The organism is Streptomyces sp. NPDC001858, assembly GCF_053594615.1.
Genome location: NZ_JBSFEV010000014.1, coordinates 25,800 through 50,995, shown reverse-complemented (window position 1 = coordinate 50,995; position 25,196 = coordinate 25,800). Strand labels below are relative to the sequence as shown.

Below are 25,196 nucleotides of genomic sequence, written 5' to 3'. Positions count from 1 at the left end.
CCGTCGAAAGGTATTTCATGACGCTGGTACCGCTTCTGTCGTCCGAGCAGTTCTCCGAGGCCGACCAACCCGCTCTCCAACAAGCCGTGAACACCTACGGCGAAGTGCTGAACACCTGGGCGGGCATCGGCAACAGCCCCGGACTGCTCTCCACCTACCTGCCCTTCCTCGGGCGGCTCAACGGCGCCGGCGCCCTGGACGGCCGGCTGAAGGACCTGCTCGCCGTACGCATCGCCGTCCTCAACCACTGCCGCTACACCGCGAGTCACCGCTGCACCTCCGCGCTCGCCAAGGGAGTGCAGGTGGACGAGCTGGCCGCCGTCGCGGACGGCGAGCTCAAAGGCTTCGACGAGCGGGAGCGGCTGGCTCTTCAACTGGCCGAGGAAATGACGCTCGACCTTCCCAAGATCTCCGTGGCGGACGGCCCGACCGGCGTCTCCACGAGTGTCCGCGACGAAGTCCAGCGGATGTTCAGCGCCGCCGAACTCGTCGAGCTGGTCATGTGCATCAGCATGTGGAACGCCCTGTCGCGCTACCACCGTGTCATGGCCTACGAGCTCGACATGCCGGCGCCGCCCGCACCGGTCGACGCCCGCATCTGAACCGGGCGGCTCCTCGCCTTCCGCGACGTCGCGGGCCGCCCCCGGCCCGCCGTCCGGCAGCCGAACGAGCCGGCGACGCCGCTTTGCAATCGTCCCCCAACAAGAACGGGCCGTGTACGACGGCCATCGGTGAACACGAGAAGGTGGAACTTGATGCGTACTGGCGACGAGTACTTGGAGTCCCTGCGGGACGGGCGCGTTCTCTGGGTCGGAGGCGATCGGGTCGACGACGTCACGACGCACCCGACGACCCGTGCGCAGGCGAAGCGCATGGCGAAGTTCTACGACCTGCATCACGACGCCGCACTTCAGGACGTCCTGACCTTCGTCGACGACGACGGAGTGCGCCGTTCGATGATGTGGTTCACACACACCGACGCCGAGGGGCTGCGCCGCAAGCGCATCTACCTGGAGACCGTCGTCCGGGAACTCGACGGCGGATCGACGGGACGGACCCCGTGTGCGAACAACTACGGCCTGATCACCTACCTGGAGGACCCCAAGCCGTGGAGTGAGCAGTCCGTGGGCACCGGCGGGCGCGATCTGACCGTCGGCATCATGAACTTCCTGGAGCTCGTGAAGGAGGGCGACCTCAACTGCGCCTTCGCCTTCATCGATCCTCAGGTCGACCGCTCCAAGCAGGAGTCGGCCAAGTCCGCGCTGCGCGTCGTGGAGACGCGCGACGACGGCATCGTGGTCAACGGTGTCAAAGCCGTGAGCACCGGCACACCGTTCGCCGACTACATCCACATCGGTGTCTTCTACCGCCCGGGGATCGAGAGCGAACAGGTCATCTACGGCGCCTGCCCGGCCAACGCGCCCGGCGTCACGATGGTCTCCCGCGAGACCACCGTTCGTGACGACCCCGAGAACCACCCGATGTCGTCGGCCGGTGACGAGCTCGAATGCACCGTCATCTTCGACCACGTCTTCATTCCGTGGGAGAACGTCTTCCACGTCGGCAACCCCGAGCACGCCGCGCTCTACCCGCAGCGCATCTTCGACTGGGTGCACTACGAGGCGCTCATCCGCACGATGGTGCGGGCCGAGCTCATGGCCGGCCTCGCGATGCTGATCACCGAGCACCTCGGCACCTTCCAGCTGCCGCCGGTCCAGGCACGCGTGGCGCGTCTCGTCGAGTTCTACCAGACGATCCGAGCCCATGTGATCGCGTCCGAGACGGAAGGGTTCATCTCGCCGGCGGGGCTCTACAAGCCCAACGTCCTCCTCTTCGACTTCGGCCGGGCGTACTACCTGGAGAAGTACGCCGAGATGCGGCACGAGGTGATCGACCTGGCCGGCCGTGCCTCGCTGCTGTTCCCCACCGAGGAGCAGTGGAACAACCCCGAGCTGCACGACTGGCTCGCACCGCTGCAGGCGGGCGCGGTCGGCGAGCCGTACGACCGCATGCGCATCTCGCGTGTCATCCGTGACCTCTTCCTCTCCGACTTCGGCGACCGGATCAGCACCTTCGAGCAGTTCAACGGAACTCCGGTGCTCGGCACCCGGATGCTCACCATGAAGCGCTCGGAGCTGTCGCCCTCCGGGCAGCTCACCCAGCTCGCCCGGAAGGTCTGCGGCCTCGCGGCGGCCCAGGCGCCCGAGGTGACGGCGTACACCGAGCAGGCCGAGTACGCACGTCGACTCGACGGCACGCGGCTGGAAGGCTCGCGGGTCCGCTGAGCGGACGACGGGGCGGGGCGGTTCGTGGCGGCTGTCCCTCACGAACCGCCCGTCCCGGCGTACCCCGGGCCGAGTCCCGAAGACGACCAGCAGACACCAGGCAAGGGATGCCGGCCGGGCACCCTTGCGGGACGACGGAGAGGTTGACATGGCCTACTACATTTCACGCGCGTCGGAGCGGAAGTTCTTCGATGTCGAAGGCGTGCCCGGCCTCCAGCAGGCGCTCCTGGTCGGGCACGAGCAGGGCGCCGCTCACCTCGAAGTGAGCCTGTACGAGCTGGCCCCCGGAGCGACCACGGGCTGGATGCGCTGCCCGTTCGAGGAGTCATGGGTCATCACCGGCGGCACCGGGCAGGCCGCCTACGCCGGACTGCGCTACGAACTCGGCACCGGGGACTACGGTGTGGCGCCGGTGAGCGTCGCCCACGAGCTGTCCGCCGGCGACGAGGGACTGACGTGGATCGGGGTGCGCGCACCGAAACCGCCGACGTTCGACGGAGCCCGAAGCCGTATCTCCGCCAAGGCCTCCCCGGGCGAGAACCTGGGACGCCCGTCCGAGACGGACCCCCGGCACCGCTACGTCGGGCACTTCGCCGACTCCGACATGGCGCCCTACGCGCAGCTGTCGATGCCCGGTTACCACGGTCCCAACATCAAGAACATCAGCCTGCGCATGATGGTCGACCAGCTGCTGGGAGCACAGCATCACACCGTCTTCGTGTGCGAGATCGCGCCGAAGTCCGGGCCGGGCAAGGCCGCCAAGGTCCATTACCACCCGTTCGAGGAGATCTACTACTTCACTTCCGGCGGCATGCGAGGCACCCTCGATGGGCAGGACGAGGTCATCGAGACGGGTGATCTGGTGTGGGTGGGTACCGACGGCACGCACGGCTTCGTCAATGAGCGTGACGAACCGGCACGTTGGGTCGAGGTGCAGTCGCCGATTCCTCCCACATCCGACGCATTCTTCTTCCCCGACGATTGGCGTAAGCTCCCGGAGGAGCACTGAGGATCACGGAGGCGGGACGATCGATGGGTGACTCCCGTCCCGATCGGCCGAGCGACGCAACAACGCAAGGTCGACAGCATCGGGCCATCATCAGGCGGAAGCTGGTCATGCCGGAGCCGGCGAATGACATCGTCGTTCGCGAGAGGCTCAACCGACGGTTGCAAGGTTTGCTCGACCGTCACACCGTGGTGAATGTGTTCGCGACTGCCGGCGCCGGCAAGACCACGGCCGTGGCGCTGGCCGTTCGTGACCTCGACAGGCCCGTCGCCTGGCTGTCGCTCGACGGTACCGAGCAGGCGGCAGGCCGTCTGCTCGTGTATCTGGAAGCGGCCGTCGAAGGCGCCGTCCCCGACGCGGCCGATGTGGCGTCCGACGCCCTGAGCAGCAGTCTCCACATCGGTGAGGCGGCCGGACTGCTGGCCGAGAGCCTCCAGGGGAGCCGGCTCATCGTCGTGTGCGACAACGTGGAACGCATCGCACCCGACGAGACCTGCATCGCGGTGCTGTCGTCCTTCGCCCGCTATCTGCCGTCCGGCGTGAACCTCGTGTTGATCTCGCGCGACGACGTCCGCCTCGACCCGGGCTCGACCAGCGAGCGCGACCGGGTGGGCGATCTGCTCGACGGCGATCTCTCGTTCGACGCCCAGGAAGCCGCCGCCGCGCTGCGCAACGTCGGCCGCGACGACGTGCACCCTGCCCAGGCGGTCGCGGCGACGGGCGGCTGGGTCACCGGCGTGCTGTTCGAGGGCTGGCGGCACGCACGCTCCCACGAACTGGACCCCGACTCACTGCGCTCCTATGTCGCGGCGAACATCTTCAACTCGCTCTCCCTGGTCGAGAGAACCTTCCTCCTGCACACCAGTCTGCTGGAGGAGGTGTCGGCCCAGGGCGCCCGCGCACTGGGCCAGGACGACGCGGCGCAGGCCATGGCCGGCCTGCGGGCTCGGCATCTGCCCGTGACCTGGTCCTCGGACGGTTCCCGCATGACACCGCACCCGGTGTTCCGCGACTTCCTGATCGAGGCCCTGGGACGGGAGAACGCCAAGACACTCGACGCGGTGCGCCGCAGGCACGCCGAAGTCCTCATCGCCAGCGGCGCGTACGAGGAAGCGGTGGAGGAGTTGCTCCTGCTCGGGGACCTGGAGGCGGCCGGGCGGCTGGCCGCCGCGGCCCTCCCCAGCCTCGTCGCCCGGATGGACTTCGCGCCGGCGGCCCGCTGGCTCGATGCACTCGAAGCGGTGGCCAGGGCGCCGACCCCCGAGATCGGGTCGGTCATCCTGCGCGTCGCGTTCGCCCTGGAGCAGTGCGATCGCGGGGTGGCACTCGTCGACCGCCATGGATACGACTGGCTGCCCACCCCGGACACCCCCGAAAGCGAGGAGGCCCACGTCCTGGCCTGCTGGTGCCTGTGGCACCACGGGCGGATCCGGGAGGCGCGAGCCATCGCCGATCAGCTGCCGCCGGGCCGGAACCGGCTCATCGCGCAGACGCTGATCGCCATGGCCACCGGCGAGGAGCCGCCGGCCTTTCCCGAGTACTCGACCATGCCGTCCGGACCGCTCGACGGCCTGCTGATGCGGCTCGCCTTCCTGCGCGGTCGTCTCGACGGGCTCGACGACCCGGGGTCGTTCGATCCCTGGCGCACGATTCTCGGCGGCCCCTGGGTCGTGGCCGCGCTGCGCGCCACCGGCCGCCTGGACGCCGCGATGTCGATGTTCGAGCCCCGCCGCGGTTCGTCGCAGCCGGTCTGGTTGCATGCGGTCGACGCCGTCGACCTCATGCTCGACCTCGGCCGTGGGGACGAGGCCTGCGCGTCCATCCAGCGCGGGCGGGAACTCATCGCGTCAACGGGCTCCAAGGTGTACAGGCACATGAGCCTGCTGGTCGAAGCCAAGCTGTGGCTGCGCCTCGAACCCGACACCCGGCGCGCCGACCGCGTACTGGCGGAGGCGACCGCCGCCGGAGCCTTGGACTACACCCTGACACGGGAGGCGTGGCAGATGTGGACGGGGCTGTCCATGCTCCTGCAGAACAGGGACGCCGAGGGGTACGAACACCTCACGCAATGTCTCAGGAGCATGCAGAAGGGAGACCGCCACCTCGATCTCCCGACGGCGGCCGTGTACCTGTCCGAGGCACAGTGGCGGCTCGGTCTCGAAGACGAGTCCGACGCCACGGCCGACCTCGCGATGAGCTCCGCCTCGACCCACGGAACACAGCACCTGCTGCTCACGGCCCTGGCGGACGTGCCATCGGTGGCGGCCAGAGCCGCCGACACGACGTCAAGTCGCATGTCACCCTGGCACGAGATCCTCGCGGCCCTCTCGGGTCAGCATCCGATCCGGGTGAACGTCAGCACGCCCCGGCTCGTTCTCGAAGAGTTCGGCGAGCCGGTCCTCACCGTCGACGGAATCGCGGCCCAGCCCCGGCTGACGAAAAGCCTCGAACTCCTCGACTACCTGCTCTGGGCGCCCCATCGCAGGGCCACACGCGAGGAGTTGCTAGGGGCGCTCTTCGGCGGCCGCAACGACGCCGCAGGCCGCAGCTATCTGCGGCAGGCGCTGTACCGGCTGCGCGAGGCACTGCCCGAGGGCCTGAGTCCCGTCCAGGACGGCGACGTCTTCCAACTGGTCGGCGCCGCGGTGGCGATGGGCTCGGCGCAACAGGCGATCGACCTCATCGCCCAGGCCGGCAGACAGGACGGAGAGATCCGCCTCCAGACGTTGACACGTGCCCTCAGCAGCGCCGAGCGGGGTCCCTACCTGGCGACCATCTCCGGTGAATGGGTCGCCGAGCGCCGTGTGGCCCTGGCCGAGACGTTCATGTCGGCGCGAGTCGACGCGGCCAAGCTCGCCTATCGAATGAACCGTTATCGCGAGGCGAAGGGACTCGTCGACTGCGTGCTGCGCGAGGATCCGTACCGCGAGGAGGCCTGGCAGCTCGCCATCCGGCTGGCGCATGCCAGCGGCAGCGACGACGGCGTGCTGGCGCTCTATCAGCGGTATATCGCACGGATGCGGGATCTTGGAGTGCCGCCGTCCGACGAGGTCCGCCGGCTCGTCATGCAAGTGCGCCGATAGGCGATAGGGCCGCCCGATTTCGCGTCGGTAAACACGCCGTAGGCCACACTCGAACACCTGGTTACAGGAAATGCTCGGCCACCTCGTTACAGGCAACGGAGGGCATCATGGGTGCATCGAACGCGCAGGGCATGCGCGCCACCTATCGCGGAGCAATGTCACGGCTCACGACCGGCGTCACGATCATCACCACCAGGACTCCGAACGGACCCGCAGGAATGACGGCCAGCGCCGTCGCGTCCGTTTCACTGGATCCGCTCATGCTGTTGGTGTGCGTCGGCAACACCCTTGCGACGCGGAACGCGATCTCCGATTCCGGGGTCTTCGCGGTCAGCGTCCTGGCAAGGGGACAGGAACAGTACGCGCTTCGGTTCGCGAGCCGGTGCGACGACAAGTTCGCCGGACTCGGGTTGCGCACCGACCAGGACCTCCCGGTCCTCGAAGACGCCGTCGCTCACTTCGCCTGCAATGTGAAGGAAGAGTTCGCCGGGGGAGACCACACGATATTCGTCGGTGAGGTCGTCAGCTGCGGCTATTCCGTCGACTCGGACCCGATCGTGTACTTCGGCGGGAAATTCGGCAGCCTCTGCGATCTCAGTTCCCACGCGCAGCTCGCTTACGAGTCGCAACTCGCCGCATCACTGTAGCGACAGCCGACTCGTCGCGCACCGGCCGCCACCGCGTCCCCTCGCGTTGACGGCCGGTCCGTCGCAATCAACAACCTCTTGCGCATACGGCGCACCTCATTCTCAGGAGATGAACGTGGACGTATCCGTGCTGGGTCTCGGTCAAATGGGATCCGCCATTGCCGAACGGCTCATCGGCGCGGGCCACAAGGTCAGTGTCTGGAACCGTTCGAAGGGCAAAGCGGACGACCTGGTGGCCAGCGGCGCGTTCGAAATGGACGCGCTGTCCGAGGCGTGGGCCCGGTCGGACGTGTGTATCACGATGGTCGCGGACTCCGCCGCTCTGGCCGACATCGCACTCGCACCGCACGGCGGGCTCGTGCACGCCGCGGCCGGCCGGGGCAAGACCCTCATCGACATGAGCACGGTCTCGGCGGAGGTCTCCGGACACGTCGCCGCCGCGGCAACGGCCGCCGGCGTCGCCTACCTGCGCGCTCCGGTCAGCGGAAACCCCGGCGTCGTGCGGGGCGGCAATCTCACGATCGTCGCCTCGGGGGACGAGGACGTCTTCACGTCCGCCGAGAGCCTCCTTCGGGACATCGGCCCTCATCTGTTCTACGTCGGTGAGGGCGACGCCGCCCGCATCATCAAGCTGGCTCTCAACCTCATGGTCGCCGGGACGGCCGAGCTCCTCGCCGAGTGCGTCGCGCTGGCCGAGGCCCACAACGTCCGGCGGGACAGGCTGCTGGAGGTCGTCGGCGCCTCGGCGGTGGCGTCGCCGTTGGTGAAGTACAAGATCGGGCCCCTCCTGGCGGACGACTACTCGTCGACGTTCAGCTCACGGCTGATGCGCAAGGACCTGGACCTGGCCCTCGACGCGGCCGCCGCCGGAGGGGTTCCGCTGCCGGTCACCGGTGTCGTGCAGCAGCTGCTCCAGGCATGCATCTCGACCGGCCTGGGCGACCTGGACTTCATGGCGCTGCTCATCCGTCTGCAGCGGGAGGCGGGTCAGGCCTCCGCCTGACCGGCCTCGCGTCGCTCCCGTTCACCCGGGCGGAGGCGCTGGGGAGGCATCCGGGCTGTCGGGGACGACCGGTTCCACGGTGTCGTGGCCGGGCACCGACGCCTGGGTGCCCTGGGTGCCCTGGCTGATACGGCATGCGGCGTCCTGGGGACGGATCGGGACGCCGTTGGCGCGCAGCACGTCGCGGACGCCCAGGATCAAGGGGAAGACCTCATGATTGCGGTCCTCGCCCTGCTCCTCCCACGCCCGCTGCTCGGCCTCGACGGCCATCCGGTCCTCGGCGAACACCCGCTCGGTGAAGCGCCTGATGAGCGGCCACGCCAGATTCAGGGCCCCGGGAATCCCGGGCTTCTCGATCATGAGCAGGCCATAGGTGTGACACGTGCGCTGCTCGGCGTCCTCGGGCACGTACGCGGCCCAGAGCCGGAGGGCCGGACGCTCGGCGCCCTGCGGGACCAGGTCGAGGGTCTGGTACGGGTATTCGGTGCGGATGGTCATGACGTCGCTGGAGTCACCGCCACCGATCCCCTCCGCGGCCAGCAGGCCGGCCGCGCGGTTCCGCTTCCCTCCGGCATGGGTGAACAGGTAGCGGGCCTCCACCGACCGCGGGCCGGCCTGGTATCCCAGCAACTCGGGGTGGAGCCTGCCGACGACTCCCCGGTGCAGGAACTGGTGATTCATGTCGAGCAGGTTCTCGTGCATGAACGAGTAGTGGCAGCGCACGGTCCGGGAGAAGGTCATGGTCCTGTACTCCGCCGAACCGTATGCCGGCAGGTCGGGCAGGGGAGTGACCGCCGCCTTCTCCGCATCACCCGGGAAGACGAACACCAGGCCGTACGCCTCGCGGACGGGATAGCTGCCCACGCCACGCGGCGGCCGGCCGTCGCCCTTGGACAGGTACGGGATCTGCGAGAGGCGGCCGTCTCCGCGGTAGACCCACGCGTGATAGCCGCAGCGCAGGGTCTCGCCCTCCACGGCCCCCATGCTCAGCGGCACCTGACGGTGCGCACACCGGTCCTCCAGCGCGTGGACGGTACCGCTCTGCCCGCGGTAGAGCGCGATGCGCTCTCCGGCGAAGGCGGTCGCGAGCACCCGCTTGCTGCGCACGCTTCTGGACAGCGCGACCGGATACCAGAAATCCGGGTTCGCTCCGATGCGCCGCAGGTCGACCATGCGTACCTCTCCCTCGCCGGTGGGACAGAGCCCTCTCCATCCTGGCGGCGGCCCACCACCGACGCACTACTCAGCGCATCCGGACGGGTGAGCGACCGCCGCTCGGCAGGAGAGGCCGCGCCGTCGTCATACCTCCCTGACCCCCGAGCTCTCCCGCACGACGAGGTCCGTCCCGGCGCCGGTTCGCGCGGGAGGCCGTTGGTCGTGCTCCAACTGGCCGCGCAGGAGCGCGAATGCGTCCCGGCCGAGCCCTTGGAAGTCCATGCGCACGGTGCTCAGGGCCGGTGTGACGAAGCCCGAGTGCGGGGCGTCGTCGAAACCGACGACGCTGACGTCCCCGGGCACCGACCGCCCGGCGTGGTGCAGGGCGCGCAGCACCCCCAGCGCCAGGTCGTCGTTGCCGCACAGGATCGCCGTGACGTCCGGATCGCGGGCCAGCTGCTCTCCCTCGGCGTAGCCGGTCTGCGCGTCCCAGCCCTTGCCGCCGTGGGGTTCGGGCGCAGTGATGCCGGCCTCCTCCAGCGCCTTGCGCCAGCCCTGGGCGCGCGGCCCCTCGGAGCGCCGGGTGCCCACGGACGTCGGGATCGCGACGTAGTGCACGGTGCGGTGTCCGAGCCCGAGCAGGTAGGCGGTGGCGGCGCGGGCCGCCGCACGGTCGTCGGCCCACACGGCCGGACGGGGAGGTGTCCGGCCGTGCGGGGGCGCTTCGACGACCGCGGCGCACGGCACGTCCGCCGGGACCCGGCGCAGCGCCGACGCGCCGAGCCGGTCGAAGCCGATGACCATCAGACCGCCGGCGCCGGCCACCGTCGTGGAGATGGTGCGGTCCAGGTCGTCCTCGGGCGTCAGCACCCGCACGCCGAGGGAGTAGCCCGCGGCACGGGCCGCTTCCTCCAGGCCCTGCAGCGTGGCCGCATAGCCGTAGAGGGTCGTGTTGGACGTGAGTACGGTGACGGACCGGGTCATGCCGCTGGCCAGGGCGAACGCGGTGGCGTTGCGCCGGAATCCCAGCGTTTCGATCGCCGCTTCGACCCGTCGGCGGGTCTCCTCGCGGACGTTCGGGTGGTCGTTGATGACCCGCGAGACGGTCTGGTAGGAGACGCCCGCTTCCTGAGCGACGTCGCGAATGCTGGCGGCTTTCCGCGGCGGTTTCTCTTCAGGACCGGTGGGGTTGTCGGACCTTGTGTGACCGGTCACATCCATGCGAGGATTGTGACCGGTCACAACGCTGCCGTCAAGGAAGAAGGGCAACCGCGTTGACTACTGCTGTCGAAGCGGCCGAGAGGTCTCTGCTCTGGTCCCATGAGGTGCTCGGGCTGCACGCCTTCGCGGACTCCACCGGGTCGGTCAGACTCGGGACGCCGGGCCAGACCTGGAACTCCCTGCTCCCCCTGGTGGAGGTCACCGCCACCGGCCACGGCCGCGCCTGGTCGGGGGAGCGGTTCATCGACACCGCGATCGGTGAGCGCCTGACATACCGCGGCCACGAGACGGCCCGGAAGGGGGAGTGGCAGGGCACGACCATCCGGCTGGCGGACCCGGTGACCGGTCTCGCCGCCGAGATCGCCCTGCGTACCTGCCCCGGCGCCGGCTTCCTCCGTTCACAGGTGCGCCTGATCAACGAGGGCAGCACGCCTCTCCAGTTGGAGAGCGTGTCGAGCCTGGCCCTCGGCGGCATCGTGGACGCCGCCGGCGGCGTGGACGGACTGACCCTGCACTGGGCGGACAACGACTGGCTCGCCGAGTGCCGTTGGCGGGACTCCGCCTTCCGTGACCACATCGTCGCCCTGAACCGGTCCGCCCATGGCCACGAAGGGCGCGGCTGCTTCGAGCGGTACTCGCAGGGAAGCTGGTCCACGGGACGGCACCTGCCGGTCGCCGCGCTCACCGACCGGGCGGGCCGCGCCTGGCTCTGGCAGATCGAGTCCAGCGCGGGCTGGCGCTACGAGACCGGCGAACGGGAAGGCGCGGCCTACGTCGCCCTGTTCGGACCCGACGACGCCCACCACCAGTGGCGCCGGACCCTGGAACCCGGCCAGGAGTTCACCACCGTCCCCGCTGTGCTCGCCGGGGCCGGGGCTGGGGTCGGGGCTGCGGACGGGACCGGCGGCCTGGACGCCGCGTTCGGCGAACTCACTGCCTACCGCCGCCGGATACGCCGTCCGCACCCCGATCACACGGCACTCCCGGTGATCTACAACGACTACATGAACACCCTGATGGGCGACCCCACCACCGAAAAGCTCCTGCCGCTCGTCGAAGCGGCCGGAGCCGCCGGCGCCGAGGTCTTCGTCATCGACGCCGGCTGGTACGACGACGACGCCCAGGGCTGGTGGGACGCCGTGGGGGCCTGGGAGGCCGCCGACAGTCGCTTTCCCGGCGGGATCCGGAAGGTCCTGGACGCCATCAGGGAACACGGGATGACCCCGGGGCTGTGGCTGGAGCCCGAAGTGGTCGGCGTGCGCAGCCCGTTGGCCCGCACGCTGCCGCCCGAGGCGTTCTTCCGGCGGGGCGGGATCCGCGTCACCGAGCACGGCCGCCACCACCTGGACCTGCGCCACCCCGCCGCCCGCGAGCACCTCGACCGGGTCGTGGACCGGATCGTGGGGGACTGGGGCGTGGGCTATCTGAAGCTCGACTACAACATCAACATCGGCCCCGGCACGGAGAGCGGCGCCGAGAGCGCCGGCGAGGGACTGCTCGGGCACCATCGCGCGCACCTCGACTGGCTCGGCTCGCTCCTCGACCGGTACCCCGGCCTCGTCCTGGAGAACTGTGCGTCGGGCGGGCTGCGCACGGACTACGCGCAGCTGGGGGTCGTCCAGGTGCAGTCCACCAGCGACCAGCAGGACCCCCTGCGCTATCCGCCCATCGCGGCCGCGGCGGCCACCGCCGTGACCCCCGAGCAGGCCGCGGTGTGGGCCTACCCCCAGCCGCACTTCAGCCTCGACGAGATCGCCTTCACCCTCACCGGCGCGCTGTCGGCCCGGATCCACCTGTCCGGGTTCCTCGACCGGATGGACCCGGAGCAGTTCGCGCTCGTGCGCTCGGGCATCACCCTCTACAAGGCCATCCGCCCGGAGATCCGCGAAGGCCTTCCGTTCTGGCCGCTCGGCCTTCCCTCCTGGGAAGACCCCTGGATCGCCTCCGGCCTGCGCGGCGACACCGGCACCTTGCTCGCCCTGTGGCGACGGGAGCCGGCGACCGGTGACGAAGGAGGAGCCCACGCTCCGCGCGACCAGCGCGGAGCCGATGCCGCCACCCGCACCCTCACGATCCCCCACCTGCGCGGCACCGACCTGCGTCCCACGCTGCTCTACCCCCCGACCTGCGACGCCACCGCGGCCTGGGACGCGGCCGAGGGACAGCTGACGGTCTCGCTGCCCCGCCCCGACACCGCCGTCCTCTTGCGTCTCGGCACAGCGCCGTCCGCACCGGGCGGCGATGCCGGCCCGCGATGAGCCGTGCTCAGTCGGTGAGGCCCAGCGTCCCCGCTGCCTGGATCGCCAGCCAGACCTCGGCCAGCGCCCCCGTCGACGTCAGGTCGCGGTCGGCGAGAGCGCCGAAGCGGCGCAGCCGGTAGGCGAGGGTGTTCGGATGGATGTGGAGCGCCGCCGCGGCCGTCTCGGTGCGGCGGTCGCGCTCCATCCAGGTGCGGGCGGATACCAGGAGCTGCGAGTCGTGGGCCGCGTCGTAACGCAGCACGTCGCCGAGCACGTGTTCGACCAGCGCGGCCAGGACGGCGGGGTCGTCGGGCAGCCACCGGCCGGTCGAGTCGTCGCCGTACCGGACGACGGGGCGGCCCGACTCCACGGCCTTGGAGACCGCCCAGAGCGCCTCGCGCTGGGCGACCTTCAGCGCGGCGCCCGGCAGGAACGGCCGGCTCATCCCGGCTGCCACGTCCGGCAGCTCGCCGACGGCCGTCGCCAGCTCCGGCGCCCCCAGGACGTAGCGGTCCTCGCCCCGGGTGAGCAGCAGATGGGGATGGTCCTCCAGACAGCGCAGCAGCGCCTCGTCGGTGGTGTGCCGCACCAGCAGCAGGACGGTGTCGCCCTCGACCGCGTGCCGGGCGAGCCGGCGGCGCGCGGTCTCCGGGTCGAGCACCTCCTGCAGCAGCTCGGCCAGCGTCTCCGCGCCCTCGCGGCGCAGCGTCTCGCGCTCGTTGCGCACCATCGCCAGCCGTAGCGCCGCCACGGTGGCGATGTGCTGGGCGACGGCGAGGCCCGCGGGCTGGGCGCCCTGACGCTCGTACGCGACGAGGAAGCCGGCCGGGCCGCCGGGCGCGGGCACCGGAAGGACGAAGCCGCCGGGGACGGTCGGCGGCGCGTCGACCGAAGCGGGCAGGACGGCGGGATCCGGCGCGGGAACGCCCGGCAGGAGGGGGCGGCCCTGCGGCGTGCAGAGGTAGACGTCGTACCCCGACAGGTCTTCGAGGCGGCGCAGCAGTGTCGGCGTGTCGAGGTCCTCGGCGACCAGCCAGCGCAGCGCGCCGAAGACCTGGAGCTGCGCGCCCAGCCGGTGCCGGGCGTCCTCCTGGACCGCGGCGGCGACCTCCTGGGAGACGGCGATGAACGGGACGGCGAGCGGCACTTCCAGGACCGGGAAGCCGCGCTCCTCCGCCGCCCGGAAGAACGCGTCGTGCAGCGGGGGCATGTGCAGCTGCGCGGAGAGCGCGAGCGCGGACACCCCGGCGTCGTCCAGCCGCTCCAGATAGGCGCGCTGTCCGGCCGCGGCACGCGGGATCGCCAGCCCCGTCGTCATGATCACCTCGGCGCCCAGGAGCCAGGGCGTCGGATCGGCGAGCTCGCTGGCGTGCGCCCAGGACACGGACCGGTGCAGACCGCCGCTGCCGGCCTTGACGGAGAGCTGGAGTGCGGGGAAGGAGAGCAGGTCTCCGACGGTGAGTTTGTTGCTGGCCACACATAACAGCGTACGTCTCTGTGATGGACACAATTGTCGCTGGTCGGCGGAGGGCCACACACTGTGGAATCGTCCCCCCTGCATGAACGGAAGGTGGAGCGCCCGTGACGACCTCGGTCACCGAAATCGAGACTTATGGTGTCGAGCGGATCCCGGACGCGGACCGCACGGCCCGCCCGATCGATCTGTTCCGGCTCGCCTTCGGCGGCGCCAACACCTTTGCGACCTGTGTGCTGGGCGCGTTCCCGATCCTCTTCGGCCTGTCCTTCTGGCAGGGGCTCGCGGCGACCGTCCTCGGCCTCGTCGCGGGTGCGCTGCTGCTGGCCCCGATGGCCCTGTTCGGCCCCACCAACGGCACGAACAACGCCGTCTCGTCCTCCGCGCACCTGGGCGTGCACGGCAGGGTCGTCGGCTCGTTCCTCTCCCTGCTCACCGCCATCGCGTTCTTCTCGATCTCGGTGTGGTCCTCGGGAGACGCCCTCGTCGGCGGCGCGAACCGGCTCGTCGACGTCCCCGAGTCGGACGTCACCTACGGCATCGCGTACGCGATCTTCGCCGGGCTCGTCCTGGTGGTCTGCATCTACGGCTTCCGGTTCATGCTGCTGGTCAACAAGATCGCGGTGTGGGCGGCGTCGGCCCTCTTCGTGCTCGGCGCCTTCGCCTTCGCGGGTGACTTCGACCCCGGCTACGCGGGATCCTTCGCCTCCACCTCCGACCCGCTGTTCTGGCCGTCGTTCATCGGCGCCGCGCTGATCGTGCTGTCCAACCCGGTCTCCTTCGGCGCGTTCCTCGGCGACTGGTCCCGCTACATCCCGGCCGGAGCCCCGCGCCGCCGGGTGATGGGGGCCGCGTTCCTCGCCCAGATCGCCACCCTGCTGCCGTTCCTCTTCGGCCTGACCACCGCGTCGATCATCGCGTCGAAGGCCGCGAAGTACGTCGACCCGGCCGCCCCGAACTATGTGGGCGGACTGCTCGCGATCTCGCCCGGCTGGTACTTCCTGCCGCTCTGCCTGATCGCCCTGATCGGCGGCCTCTCCACCGGCACGACGTCCCTGTACGGCACGGGCCTCGACTTCTCCAGCGTCTTCACGCGCTTCAGCCGCGTCCAGGCCACCTTCTTCATCGGCGCCCTGTCCATCGCGTTCATCTTCATCGGCCGCTTCGGACTCAACCTCGCGCAGTCCATCTCCACCTTCGCCACGCTGATCATCACCTGCACGGCACCCTGGATGATCGTCATGACGCTCGGCTATGTCACCCGGCGCGGCTGGTACGACCCGGACGCGCTGCAGGTCTTCAACCGCCGGCAGCGAGGCGGCCGCTACTGGTTCACGCACGGCTGGAACTGGCGCGGGATGTCCACCTGGCTCGTCTCCGCCGCCGTGGCGCTCCTCTTCACCAACCTGCCCGGCCAGTTCGTCGGCCCGCTGGGCGACCTCGCGAACGGCACGGACATCTCGCTGCCGGTCGGCCTCGGCCTCGCCGTCGTGCTCTACCTGGCCCTGCTCACCCTGTTCCCCGAGCCGCGCGCCGTGTACGGGCCGGCCGGACCCCGCTTCGTCCGGGCCTCGGACGCCCCGGTGCCGCCGATCAGCGGCGGCGCCGAGAAGACCGGCACCGAGCCCGTCGCGGCCCACTGACCCCTCGCAAGGAGCTGAGCATGAGCACCACCACCCTCCAGGAAGTCCGAACCGCCGCGGACGCGCTCGTCGCCGCCTTCGCCGAGGGCCGCCTCGACGACTACTTCGGCGCCTTCGCCCCCGACGCGACCTTCGTGTTCCACACCACCCCGCAGCGCCTCGGCTCCACCGCCGAGTACCGCGCGCTCTGGGAGACGTGGGTGGCCGAGGACGGCTTCCGCATCGTCGGCTGCACCTCGTCCGCCCAGCTGATCCAGCCCTTCGGCGACACCGCCGTCTTCAGCCACGACGTGGAGACCCGGATCTCCACCCACGCCGGCGAGGAGACGCTCCAGGAGCGGGAGACCATCGTCTTCGCCCGCGCCGAGGGCGGCCGCTGGGTCGCCGTACACGAGCACCTGTCCGCCCGCACCGCCGCCTGACCAGGAGAGACGTTCCATGAGCAGCACGTTCCGCAACTACATCGACGGTGCGTTCGCGGACGCCTCCGACGGCCGCACGCTCGACGTCGTGGACCCCACCACCGGTGACGTCTACGCCACCTCCGCGCTCTCCGGCGCGGCGGACGTCGACGCGGCGATGGCGGCCGCGGCCGCGGCGTTCCCCGTCTGGCGCGACACCACACCGTCCGTGCGGCAGCGTGCGCTGCTGAAGATCGCCGACGCGATGGAGGCACGCGCCGAGGAACTCGTCGCCGCGGAGAGCCGGGACACCGGCAAGCCGCTCCACCTCACCCGCAGCGAGGAACTCGCCCCCGCCGTCGACCAGGTCCGCTTCTTCGCGGGCGCGGCCCGGATGCTGGAGGGCCGCTCGGCCGGCGAGTACATGGACGGGATGACCTCCATCATCCGCCGCGAGCCGGTCGGTGTCTGCGCACAGGTCGCGCCGTGGAACTACCCCCTGCTGATGGCGGTGTGGAAGTTCGCCCCGGCGCTCGCGGCGGGCAACGCGGTGGTCCTCAAGCCCTCGGACACCACCCCGGCCTCCACGGTGCTGCTCGCCGAGATCATCGGCGGTGTCCTGGCGGAGCTGGAGCTGCCCCGCGGCATCTTCAACGTGGTCTGCGGCGACCGCGAGACCGGCCGCCTCATGGTGGAGCACCCGACCCCCGCGATGGCCTCCATCACCGGTTCGGTGCGCGCCGGCATCCAGGTCGCCCAGAGCGCGGCCAAGGACGTCAAGCGGGTCCACCTGGAGCTCGGCGGCAAGGCCCCGGCCGTGGTCTTCGAGGACGCCGACCTGGCGAAGGCGGTCGAGGACCTGGTCGTCGGCGGCTTCTTCAACGCCGGTCAGGACTGCACGGCCGCGACCCGCGTCCTGGTCCACGAGTCGGTCCACGACGAGTTCGTCGCAGCGCTCGCGAAGGCCGCGGCCGACACGAAGACGGGCCGGCCGGACGACGAGGACGTGCTGTACGGACCGCTCAACAACGCGGGCCAGCTCGCGCAGGTCAGCGGCTTCATCGAGCGTCTCCCCGAGCACGCCAGGGTCGAGGCGGGCGGCCACCGGGTCGGCGACAAGGGCTACTTCTACGCGCCGACGGTGGTCTCCGGCCTGAACCAGGACGACGAGATCGTCCAGAACGAGGTCTTCGGCCCGGTCATGACCGTCCAGTCCTTCACGGACGAGGCCCAGGCCGTGGAGTACGCCAACGGCGTCGACTACGCCCTGGCCTCCTCGGTGTGGACCAAGGACCACGCGCGGGCGATGCGGATGTCGAAGAACCTCGACTTCGGCTGCGTCTGGATCAACACCCACATGGCACTCGTCGCCGAGATGCCCCACGGCGGCTTCAAGAAGTCCGGCTACGGCAAGGACCTCTCCGCATACGGCTTCGAGGACTACACCCGGATCAAGCACGTCATGACGTCGCTCTGACACCTGAACAGTCCGGCGCGGCACACTCGGTGAGGTCAGGATCCGTCGGTGCAGGACCAGTTCGAGATTCTCATCGAGCGGAGATCGAAATCGACCTCGATCGATTCCGGTGAGCTGCTGCTCGTCACGCGGGCGCGGACGGTGTCGGCCCCGGTGCTGCGGGGGTCTCCGACGGTGAAGGCGGAGGTGGCGTCCACGGGCCCACACGTGGCCGCGAGGTCGTCGCCTCCGCTCCCTTCGAGAACGACTTCCCGCTTCAGCGCCGTGTCCGTGAAATGCGCGGTCATCAACTTCCACAGCTCGGCCCGCGAATCCGGAGATGCATCGGCATAGGCAGGGGCGTACGCATCCGGCAGAGCCGAGTAGTAGGCCTGCAATTCCTCCTGGGCCGCCGATATTCTGGAATCACGCCCGCGGCGGGCAGGATCGTCCGCCGATACCTTCATGCCCGTGGAATTCCAGTAGGCGCCGACGCCGAGCGCTGTCACGGCAATCACCGCAAGGGCGCCGGCACGGGTACGGCGGCGACGGCGTCGGACGCTTCGGCGACGCAACTCCTGTGCGGAGACCGGCCCCTCCACCCGAACGCTCTCCAACTGGGTGATGCCCTCGGCAAGCCAGACGGGGTGCTCGTACTCATCCGACATGATCCACCTCCTGGTCCGGCAGGGGGGCGAAGTGGCGGGCGAGCGACTGGCGCCCACGGACCAGCCACACCCTGATGCTGCCGGTCGGCCAGCCCGTCTCGGTACTTATCTGTTCGACGCTGAGGTCGCACAAGTGGTGGAGGACGACCACGCTTCTCTGTTTCCTCGGAAGAGCGCGGAGTGCCTCGACGAGAGCGACGCGCTCGGGGGTCGGACCTTCGGCGTGGCGCTGTTCGTGATGACGCTGCATGAGCTGAATGCCGCGCCGTACACGCCGGAAACGCGATATGGCGAGCCGCCAGGCCGTCGTGCGGATCCACGCCTCCTGGGCACCGTCGCTCGTGAATATTCCACGCCGGCCCCAGGCCCTTATGAACGCCTCCTGGACGACATCCTGGGCCTCCGGCAGATCGCCGGTCATCGCGTAAAGCTGCCGAACGAGTCTGGGATAGGCCAGTGCATAGAATTCATCGAACTCCTCCTCCGTCGCGCCTTTCGCCACTCTTCCGCCATCCATATCCGTCCACAGAACGACCAGGGCACTTCTGTACGGGAGGTACGCACCGGCCTCGGCAACCCGCTACAGCGGCTCCGCGTGATCTGTATCACTGCCTCCGGTTGTCGCGACCGGGTTCACGCGCTGCGTAGTCCAGCTGTCCAAGTCGAACCGACAGCAGAGGAACTCCCATGCGCCATGCCGCCCCCCGTAAGCCGAGCAGGATGGGTACGACGTTCAGGACCGCCGCGGTGAGCGCTTTCGCGCTCGGCAGCCTGGCTGTGGCGGCGGGATCGCAGGTCCACGCGGCCACCGCGGCTTCGCACTCCGCGACGGACGACGACTCCGCGAGCACCCAGAAGCAGAAGACGAAGGCGGTCGCCGCCGCGGCCGCGGAGCGGGCTTCCCACACCACGGCCAAGGGGCAGGGACAGACGCCCCGGCCCGTGACGGACCCCGCTGCGGTGCGCACCTTGAAGATGAAGACAATCGCACTGGCCCACGCCCAGAAGGGCTGACCGCCCCTCCGTCCAGCGCGCAACTCGGCCGCCCGCCGACGGAGACCCGCCCTAGATCCCCTCGGTCGTCGGGGTGGTGATCTCATTCACCACCCCGACGACCGCTTCCCCGTGGTGGGCGGGCCACGTCGTGACGAGCGGTGCGATACCTGAGGCCGAAGGTCCGGTGAATCGTCCGGCGGGCTATGACACGGCCGGCGTGCGCGTCATGGGCGAGGTCACGTCCGCACAGCGCGTGTGGTGCGGCGAGGACGAACGCTGCACCAGGGTCCGGATGAACTGCACGACGTCGTCGCCCACCACATGGCCGTCGCCCACGCGCAGGCCGGCACCGCCGCCCACCTCGCCCCCGCCCAGCCGGAGCAGGCACAGAAGATCCTCGCCGACCTGGCCGGCACGACGTCCTCCGCCCTGCTGGAGCTGCAGGCCACAGTCGGGGTGCTACGTCATCCCGGCGACCCGGAGGCCGACTCGCTGCAACCGGCTCCGGGCCTGGACCGCCTGCCGGAGCTGGTGGCCACGTGCGAGTCGGCCGGCCTCACCGTCACGGTCACCACCGACGGCACCGCCGCCGCCCCGCCCGTCCCCGGCGGCGGATACGGCCTGATGGGCATGCGCGAACGCGCCCAGTCCGTCGGCGGCACCCTGCACGCCGGACCCCGCCCCGAAGGCGGCTTCGAAGTCACCACCGCCCTGCCGCTCCAGCCCCACACCCAGGCACAAGCCCTGGCCCCACGACAAGAGGCAACCCCTTGACCATCCGTGTCCTGCTCGCCGACGACCAGGCCCTGCTGCGCGGCACGTTCCGCCTCCTGATCGACTCCTGCGCCGACATGGAAGTGGTCGACGAGGCCTGCGACGGCCAGGAGGCCGTGGAACGCGCCCGCACACATCAGCCCGACGTCGTCCTCATGGACATCCGCATGCCCGGCACCGACGGTCTCGCCGCCACGGCCGCCGTCTGCGAGGACCCCGACCTGGCCGGCACCCGCGTCCTCGTCCTGACCATGTTCGAGACCGAGGAGTACGTCGCCCAGGCCCTCCGCGTCGGCGCCAGCGGCTTCCTCGGCAAATACGTCACCACGGACGCGCTCCTCGCCGGCATCCGCACCGTCGCCGCCGGCGAGGCCCTGCTCTCCCCCGGAGCGACCCGGGCCCTGATCACCCGCTTCCTCGCCGGCCCCAAACCCGGCCCCCTCCTCGCACCCGTGGAGCGCCTGCGCGACCTCACCCCCCGCAAACGCGAAATCACCGGACTGGTCGCCCAGGGGAAGTCCAACAACGAGATCGCCGACGAACTCGTCCTGAGCGTTCTCACCGTGCGCACCCACATCCAGCGCGCCCTGACCAAGCTCGGCGCCCGCGACCGCGCCCAACTCGTCGTCATCGCCTACCGGACCGGCCTGGCACGCCCCGCGCCCACCAGCTTCTGACCGCCTCCGCCTCCGCTGGGGCCCCGCGGCCGCCTTCATCGATGGCCCGAGTGCCTGACGGCTCTCGGTGCGGCGCCCAGTTCTCTGCGGCAGGTCTTGTTGAAGGCCTGGAGGTCGGGGATGCCGACGGTCGCCGCGATCGCCGGGATGGCGAGCGTCGAGGCGATCAGGAGATGCCGGGCGCGCTCCATGCGGCGGTGCCGGATGTAGCCGACGACCGTGAGCCCGGTGTCCTCCCGGAACAACCGCGTCAGATGGCTGTGCGAGATCCCGGCGGCACGGGCGATGTCCGGGACGCCCAACAGGTCGGCCAGATGCTCCTCGATGTGGGCCATGGCCGTCCGCAGGGCGGGATGCCGCGCCCCGTCACCGTTCCCGGAGGCGCCCACCAGGCCGGTCGTGCGCCACAGCACGGTCCACAGTTCCGCGGCGGCCCGTGCCGGGGAGTGCGTGCCGGCCGCGACCGTCTGCCGCAGGAGCCCACGGAGCACCGCGGCGTCCGCGCCCGCGTCCTGCATCACCGGGACGCGATGCCGCTCGCCTTCGCCCGGCAGCCTGAAGTGGGCGTAGAGGTGCTCGCACGGAGTGGTGTCGTAGTGGAAGTGCACTTCTGTGCCCGGCGGCACGAGGCTCACGTGCCCGGGGCGGATCGGGTGCCGGAAGCCGTCGAACGCCAGGGTGCCGGAGTAGCCGTACAGATGGAGCTGCCACAGCCGCGGCAGCCGGAACACATCGTGCGGGCCGGCGTACCCGTGGATGCCCACGCCCGCGTTCTCCACCTGCGGAGGCAGGTCGAGTGCCAGCTCCACGGAATGCGTCATGGTGGAAAATTACCAGTGCTTGCTGATTACAGCCCACGACTTCCGGGCTGTCTCTTCCTACGGTTGCCGTATGTCAACCACACGACAACTGCTGAGTTCGGCTCAGGCGGCGCGGTTCGTGGCCCAGGGTTTCCTGCGCTTCGACGGCATCGTGCCCCGGGAACTCAATGAGGAGGCGCTCGGCGTCTTCGCAGCCGGGCTGTCCTCCGTGCCGTACGGCACTCCTGTGCCGAAGGCGTTCCCCGAGGGATCCCTCGCCCGACGGCTCGTCGAACTGCCTGCCGTCGCAGGCGCGTTGGAGAGCCTGGTGGGCCCGGATCCGACCGTCGACCACCACTACGTGCACACCCGCGAACCCCACGAGGGCAGTGCGCAGCCGCTGCACGCCGACGCCCTCATCGATCTGCGGACCGACGCCTTCGATGTGCAGCTCATGTACTACCCGCAGGAGGTCACCGCGGACATGGGCGGCACGCTCATCGTCCCGGGCAGTCATCTGCGCCGGACCAACGAGTCCGACACCGGCCGCTACCAGAACCTGCGCGGCCAGACCCGGCTGACGTGCCCGGCCGGCACGGTCGTCCTGCTGCACCACGGCATCTGGCACGGAGGCCGGCGCAACGGCAGCGACACCGTCCGGCACATGTACAAGATCCGTTTCAACCCGACCGTGCCGCAGGTGCGGCTCTGGGACACGGCGGACCTGCACGACCCGGCCGTGCGTGAGGAGTTGAGCCGCACCTTCCCCTGGTACGAACCGGCCACCGGCCGCCTGGAGATCCACAACCGGATCGGGCTCTGGCGCTCCCTGACCGCCGACCCCGACTTCGACATCGAGTACTGGACCACCCGGATCACCAACCGGCCTGCGCACAGGAGCAACGCGTGACCACTTCGAACACCGTGCGGCAGCAAGTCCTCGTCCTCTACCTGGGAACCTCCGCCCTCGACTCCCCGGTCATCGGCTGGGCCCGCTACGACGGCACCGGCGCCACCCGGCCCACCACCGGGGACAGCGACGAGCCGCCGTACGAGACGGGTGTCGCCGCGCTGGAAGACGGCTGGCGTCTCTTCCAGGCCGCCCAGCTCATCCCGCCGTACCCGGGCGCGGAACACGAGACGTCTTTCCTGAAGCACGAGTTCTTCTTCGAAAGACTGATCGCCATGTAGACCGGCTGGAGCGGGGGTCGGCGGCAGAGCACGGCCTGTGAGAAGGGCACCTGTTACATGGTCGGCAACCCCGCCCGGTGGATGGTGCTACGGCCTGACCCGAATGACCGGTCAGCCGACGCTGCTCAGCCACTGACGTACGGAGGCCGGTCGGGGAAGACCGACGTCCCCGGGCAGGCGGCCGGACCTGCGTCCGGTGGCACGCTCCAGCAGTTGACGTACCGACAGCTGACGTCCGCCCGGTGCTGTGTGCGGGTTGTAGCCGTTGGTGCGGAAGATGCAGAAGATCCGTGGCTCGTTGGGGCGATACGGGCCGAGGCGCTGGACGTCGACCCCGCCTGCGGTGTCCGTGATGTCAAACCGCAGGTGCAGATCGTTTTCGCGAGGGTAGTTGTTGTCGTACACCCACAGCTCGACCGACTGGCCGTTCTGTTGGTATGCGTAAGCCAGCACCTGGTGGTTCCGGCCGATGTCGAGTGAATCGGTCTGGATCAGCCCGATCGGCGACAGGCGCCCCGAGTCGATGTCGTCCCGGATGCGCGGCCACTCGTCGCGGCAGGTCACCCAGGCGCGGCCACGGGCGAGTCCGGCCACCTGGATGAACCCTTCGTCCCCGTTGGGGTAGTGCGGCGAAGAGTACCCGAGCCACCGGTGCCCGGAACCGGTGATGTCGAAGCTGTCCAGGAGCCGGTCCCGGATGAACTGGAAGACCGGGTCGTCTTCGGAGTCCGGCGCCGTCGTCTCGGCGGGCGGGAGTTTGCCGGCGGCGAAGTAGTCCATGGCTGCGAACGTCATTCCGCCGCACATTCCCGCACTGGCCTCAGTGAGGGGCAGCCAGCCGTCGTCGACCCGGGCGATGTCCAGAGCCTCGGCGGCGTCCCCGCCGAGTTCGTCGAGCAGTCGATTCCAGAGGAAGCCGACGGTCATCGCGGGAAGACCGGGACGCCACTGATTGGCGAATTGGAACCCGTTGACCGAGGGTGTGAACCCACGAACCTGGCGACGTGCGCTCTCCCGAAGGCGGATGACGAGCCGAGCCTGGTGGCCCTGACCGCCGTTGTAGGCCGCCTCGAAACCGGGCGGCGCCCAGACGTGGAACGTGTTCCCGTACTGCGACTCGATGAGCGGACTGTTGAAGTGTATGTACAGCTGCCGCCCTGGGTCGCCGTCGATGTTGTACCAGACTCTGCCCTCGGTACCGGACGTCGGTGCGACGAAGAGGTCTCCCTCGGCCCGCCACTCCGCGGTCGTTCCGGGGGTGACGGTCCCGGCGCGGGAGGGGTACCAGGGGTCGGTCCACTCTCCCGAGGCCAATTCGTCCCGGGCCCAGACGAGCGGCACGGGCGCCTCGTTGCGAATCTCGACCGCCATGCGAATGCGCGACATAGCGATCGCCTCAACTCGATGTCACCAAGACGCGAACGAGTCCACGTCCTGAGGGAAGATCGGTGAGAGCCTTGCCGATGATCGCTCCGAAGGCGCGCGACCGGTCGGTGACGAGCTGGGCGTGCCCGGACCGCCCGGAGGTGGTGAGCATGTCCCCAGCCCGTATCGGATGCGTGCCGGCATCGGCCAGCGCCCACACTTTCCCCATGAGGGCAACGGGCGCGCCCTCGTCGTGACGGTCCAGCACCAGGCTGGACTTCACGCCGCGGCCACCGGACACGACACCGGCGACGCGTGCGTCGTACTCCTCGGTGCACGGGCGAATCCGACCAGCCTCGTCGAGGACGACGACCGTTCCCGGAGTCACTTCGTCGGACCCTACGGTCAGTTCCTCGGCGTAGTCCGCGCCCGGCAGCACCAGGTCCCCGGTGACGACGACGTCACCCTGGAAGTGCCCGGCGGGCGCGCCCTGTCCAAAGATGCCGGGTCCAGAGTTCCCCAGTTGGAATCCCGCGACCCCGGCCTTGCCCGGCGCCTTGGCATGTCCTTTTACGCCGTCCCCGGAGTCCTTGCCGTCGCCCCAGATTCCTGAGGCGCCCACGCTCGGGTCGGCGTTGGTCTCCCCGTACACCCCGATCCACTTGCGGCCGACCCCGGAGACACCCACGTCCCCGTCACCGCTCACGCCATGACCGCCGGTTGTGGATGTGGTGTGCCCGAACACGCCGTGCCACGTCGTCGACTCCCCGACGACTCCGGTTCCCGGACTCTGTCCGTACACACCCGGGCCGGCTCGCGGTGTGTCGTTGTCATTTACGCCGACGACTCCACCCTTGTACTCGGCGTGACTCAGTCCCCGCACGCCGTCACCGATCTGTGCCTCACCGACGACGCCGGGTTCCTCCGGTTGGTCGCCCTTGCCCTGGATGCTGGTCATAGCGGTTCCCTCCTTCGGAGCATTTCTCCTTATCAGGGTCCAATTGCGGGGCGGGGCCCGCAACTCGGTGCTGTGTCCGACGACCGGGGAGGCGGGAGACGGGCACACGGTTGCACTTTCTGTGGTGCGGTCCCAAGCTGGAGGAGAGTGCAA

The 25,196-nt window shown here is 69.9% G+C and carries 23 protein-coding genes; 15 read left to right on the top strand and 8 right to left on the bottom strand.

Going from position 1 to position 25,196, the window contains the following annotated elements:
- Nucleotides 1-17: 17 nt before the first annotated feature.
- From ACWCPF_RS21285 to ACWCPF_RS21260, 6 genes are all read left to right on the top strand, one after another.
- On the top strand, nucleotides 18-602 hold the full coding sequence (locus ACWCPF_RS21285; protein WP_451046620.1) for a carboxymuconolactone decarboxylase family protein: 585 nt from the start codon (nucleotides 18-20) through the stop codon (nucleotides 600-602).
- 153 nt (nucleotides 603-755) lie between these two features.
- Nucleotides 756-2,285: a 4-hydroxyphenylacetate 3-hydroxylase N-terminal domain-containing protein gene (locus tag ACWCPF_RS21280; protein ID WP_451046619.1), complete on the top strand. Its 1,530-nt coding sequence runs from the start codon at nucleotides 756-758 to the stop codon at nucleotides 2,283-2,285.
- A 148-nt stretch (nucleotides 2,286-2,433) separates the two neighbouring features.
- A complete protein-coding gene (locus ACWCPF_RS21275; RefSeq protein ID WP_451046618.1) occupies nucleotides 2,434-3,294 on the top strand; it encodes a cupin domain-containing protein in 861 nt (286 codons plus the stop codon).
- Between the two features lie 194 nt (nucleotides 3,295-3,488).
- Nucleotides 3,489-6,374, top strand: a complete 2,886-nt coding sequence (locus ACWCPF_RS21270) for a BTAD domain-containing putative transcriptional regulator (RefSeq protein ID WP_451046617.1) — start codon at nucleotides 3,489-3,491, stop codon at nucleotides 6,372-6,374.
- Nucleotides 6,375-6,481: 107 nt separating this feature from the next.
- Entirely contained in the window at nucleotides 6,482-7,021 is a 540-nt protein-coding gene (locus ACWCPF_RS21265) for a flavin reductase family protein (protein WP_451046616.1), read from the top strand.
- Between the two features lie 109 nt (nucleotides 7,022-7,130).
- Entirely contained in the window at nucleotides 7,131-8,024 is an 894-nt protein-coding gene (locus ACWCPF_RS21260; RefSeq protein WP_451046615.1) for an NAD(P)-dependent oxidoreductase, read from the top strand.
- A gap of 21 nt (nucleotides 8,025-8,045) precedes the next feature.
- Here ACWCPF_RS21260 and ACWCPF_RS21255 read toward each other — a convergent pair whose 3' ends face one another.
- Together ACWCPF_RS21255 and ACWCPF_RS21250 are read right to left on the bottom strand one after the other, a co-directional pair.
- On the bottom strand, nucleotides 8,046-9,197 hold the full coding sequence (locus tag ACWCPF_RS21255) for a Rieske 2Fe-2S domain-containing protein (RefSeq protein WP_451046614.1): 1,152 nt from the start codon (nucleotides 9,195-9,197) through the stop codon (nucleotides 8,046-8,048).
- 126 nt (nucleotides 9,198-9,323) lie between these two features.
- A complete protein-coding gene (locus ACWCPF_RS21250; protein WP_451046613.1) occupies nucleotides 9,324-10,400 on the bottom strand; it encodes a LacI family DNA-binding transcriptional regulator in 1,077 nt (358 codons plus the stop codon).
- Between the two features lie 53 nt (nucleotides 10,401-10,453).
- Here ACWCPF_RS21250 and ACWCPF_RS21245 point away from each other — a divergent pair, with 53 nt between their 5' ends.
- The gene (locus tag ACWCPF_RS21245) at nucleotides 10,454-12,658 is read left to right on the top strand and encodes an alpha-galactosidase (protein WP_451046612.1); all 2,205 of its coding nucleotides are present in this window, start codon (nucleotides 10,454-10,456) and stop codon (nucleotides 12,656-12,658) included.
- Nucleotides 12,659-12,665: 7 nt separating this feature from the next.
- On the opposite strand, the gene ACWCPF_RS21240 is transcribed toward ACWCPF_RS21245, so the two are convergent.
- Entirely contained in the window at nucleotides 12,666-14,117 is a 1,452-nt protein-coding gene (locus tag ACWCPF_RS21240) for a PucR family transcriptional regulator (RefSeq protein WP_451046611.1), read from the bottom strand.
- Nucleotides 14,118-14,221: 104 nt separating this feature from the next.
- Here ACWCPF_RS21240 and ACWCPF_RS21235 point away from each other — a divergent pair, with 104 nt between their 5' ends.
- From ACWCPF_RS21235 to ACWCPF_RS21225, 3 genes are read left to right on the top strand one after another with little or no spacing between them, the layout of a single operon-like run.
- Nucleotides 14,222-15,757, top strand: coding sequence for a purine-cytosine permease family protein (locus tag ACWCPF_RS21235; protein WP_451046610.1), 1,536 nt, complete (start codon nucleotides 14,222-14,224; stop codon nucleotides 15,755-15,757).
- A gap of 20 nt (nucleotides 15,758-15,777) precedes the next feature.
- Complete coding sequence (locus ACWCPF_RS21230) at nucleotides 15,778-16,179, top strand: YybH family protein (RefSeq protein WP_451046609.1); 402 nt, start codon at nucleotides 15,778-15,780, stop codon at nucleotides 16,177-16,179.
- 16 nt (nucleotides 16,180-16,195) lie between these two features.
- Nucleotides 16,196-17,635, top strand: coding sequence for a gamma-aminobutyraldehyde dehydrogenase (locus ACWCPF_RS21225; protein WP_451046608.1), 1,440 nt, complete (start codon nucleotides 16,196-16,198; stop codon nucleotides 17,633-17,635).
- 35 nt (nucleotides 17,636-17,670) lie between these two features.
- Here ACWCPF_RS21225 and ACWCPF_RS21220 read toward each other — a convergent pair whose 3' ends face one another.
- Nucleotides 17,671-18,282 (bottom strand): hypothetical protein, encoded by a 612-nt coding sequence (locus ACWCPF_RS21220; protein WP_451046607.1) that lies wholly within the window; start codon nucleotides 18,280-18,282, stop codon nucleotides 17,671-17,673.
- The gene (locus ACWCPF_RS21215) at nucleotides 18,272-18,799 is read right to left on the bottom strand and encodes a SigE family RNA polymerase sigma factor (RefSeq protein WP_451046606.1); all 528 of its coding nucleotides are present in this window, start codon (nucleotides 18,797-18,799) and stop codon (nucleotides 18,272-18,274) included. Before ACWCPF_RS21215 ends, ACWCPF_RS21220 begins: the two co-directional genes overlap by 11 nt.
- A 230-nt stretch (nucleotides 18,800-19,029) precedes the next feature.
- On the opposite strand from ACWCPF_RS21215, the gene ACWCPF_RS21210 reads away from it, so the two are divergent.
- From ACWCPF_RS21210 to ACWCPF_RS21200, 3 genes are all read left to right on the top strand, one after another.
- Nucleotides 19,030-19,296, top strand: a complete 267-nt coding sequence (locus tag ACWCPF_RS21210; RefSeq protein WP_451046605.1) for a hypothetical protein — start codon at nucleotides 19,030-19,032, stop codon at nucleotides 19,294-19,296.
- A 240-nt stretch (nucleotides 19,297-19,536) separates the two neighbouring features.
- Nucleotides 19,537-20,052, top strand: a complete 516-nt coding sequence (locus ACWCPF_RS21205; protein ID WP_451046604.1) for a sensor histidine kinase — start codon at nucleotides 19,537-19,539, stop codon at nucleotides 20,050-20,052.
- Nucleotides 20,049-20,729 carry a response regulator transcription factor gene (locus ACWCPF_RS21200; RefSeq protein ID WP_451046603.1) on the top strand — a complete coding sequence of 227 codons (681 nt, stop codon included), beginning with the start codon at nucleotides 20,049-20,051 and terminating at the stop codon, nucleotides 20,727-20,729. Before ACWCPF_RS21205 ends, ACWCPF_RS21200 begins: the two co-directional genes overlap by 4 nt.
- Nucleotides 20,730-20,764: 35 nt before the next feature.
- On the opposite strand, the gene ACWCPF_RS21195 is transcribed toward ACWCPF_RS21200, so the two are convergent.
- The gene (locus ACWCPF_RS21195; protein WP_451046602.1) at nucleotides 20,765-21,550 is read right to left on the bottom strand and encodes a helix-turn-helix domain-containing protein; all 786 of its coding nucleotides are present in this window, start codon (nucleotides 21,548-21,550) and stop codon (nucleotides 20,765-20,767) included.
- Nucleotides 21,551-21,620: 70 nt separating this feature from the next.
- Between ACWCPF_RS21195 and ACWCPF_RS21190 the strand changes: the two genes are divergently transcribed.
- Complete coding sequence (locus ACWCPF_RS21190) at nucleotides 21,621-22,439, top strand: phytanoyl-CoA dioxygenase family protein (protein WP_451046601.1); 819 nt, start codon at nucleotides 21,621-21,623, stop codon at nucleotides 22,437-22,439.
- Nucleotides 22,436-22,720, top strand: coding sequence for a hypothetical protein (locus ACWCPF_RS21185; RefSeq protein WP_451046600.1), 285 nt, complete (start codon nucleotides 22,436-22,438; stop codon nucleotides 22,718-22,720). Before ACWCPF_RS21190 ends, ACWCPF_RS21185 begins: the two co-directional genes overlap by 4 nt.
- A gap of 111 nt (nucleotides 22,721-22,831) precedes the next feature.
- Here ACWCPF_RS21185 and ACWCPF_RS21180 read toward each other — a convergent pair whose 3' ends face one another.
- Nucleotides 22,832-24,106 carry a hypothetical protein gene (locus tag ACWCPF_RS21180; RefSeq protein ID WP_451046599.1) on the bottom strand — a complete coding sequence of 425 codons (1,275 nt, stop codon included), beginning with the start codon at nucleotides 24,104-24,106 and terminating at the stop codon, nucleotides 22,832-22,834.
- A gap of 10 nt (nucleotides 24,107-24,116) precedes the next feature.
- On the bottom strand, nucleotides 24,117-25,043 hold the full coding sequence (locus tag ACWCPF_RS21175; RefSeq protein WP_451046598.1) for a hypothetical protein: 927 nt from the start codon (nucleotides 25,041-25,043) through the stop codon (nucleotides 24,117-24,119).
- Between the last annotated feature and the right edge of the window lie 153 nt (nucleotides 25,044-25,196).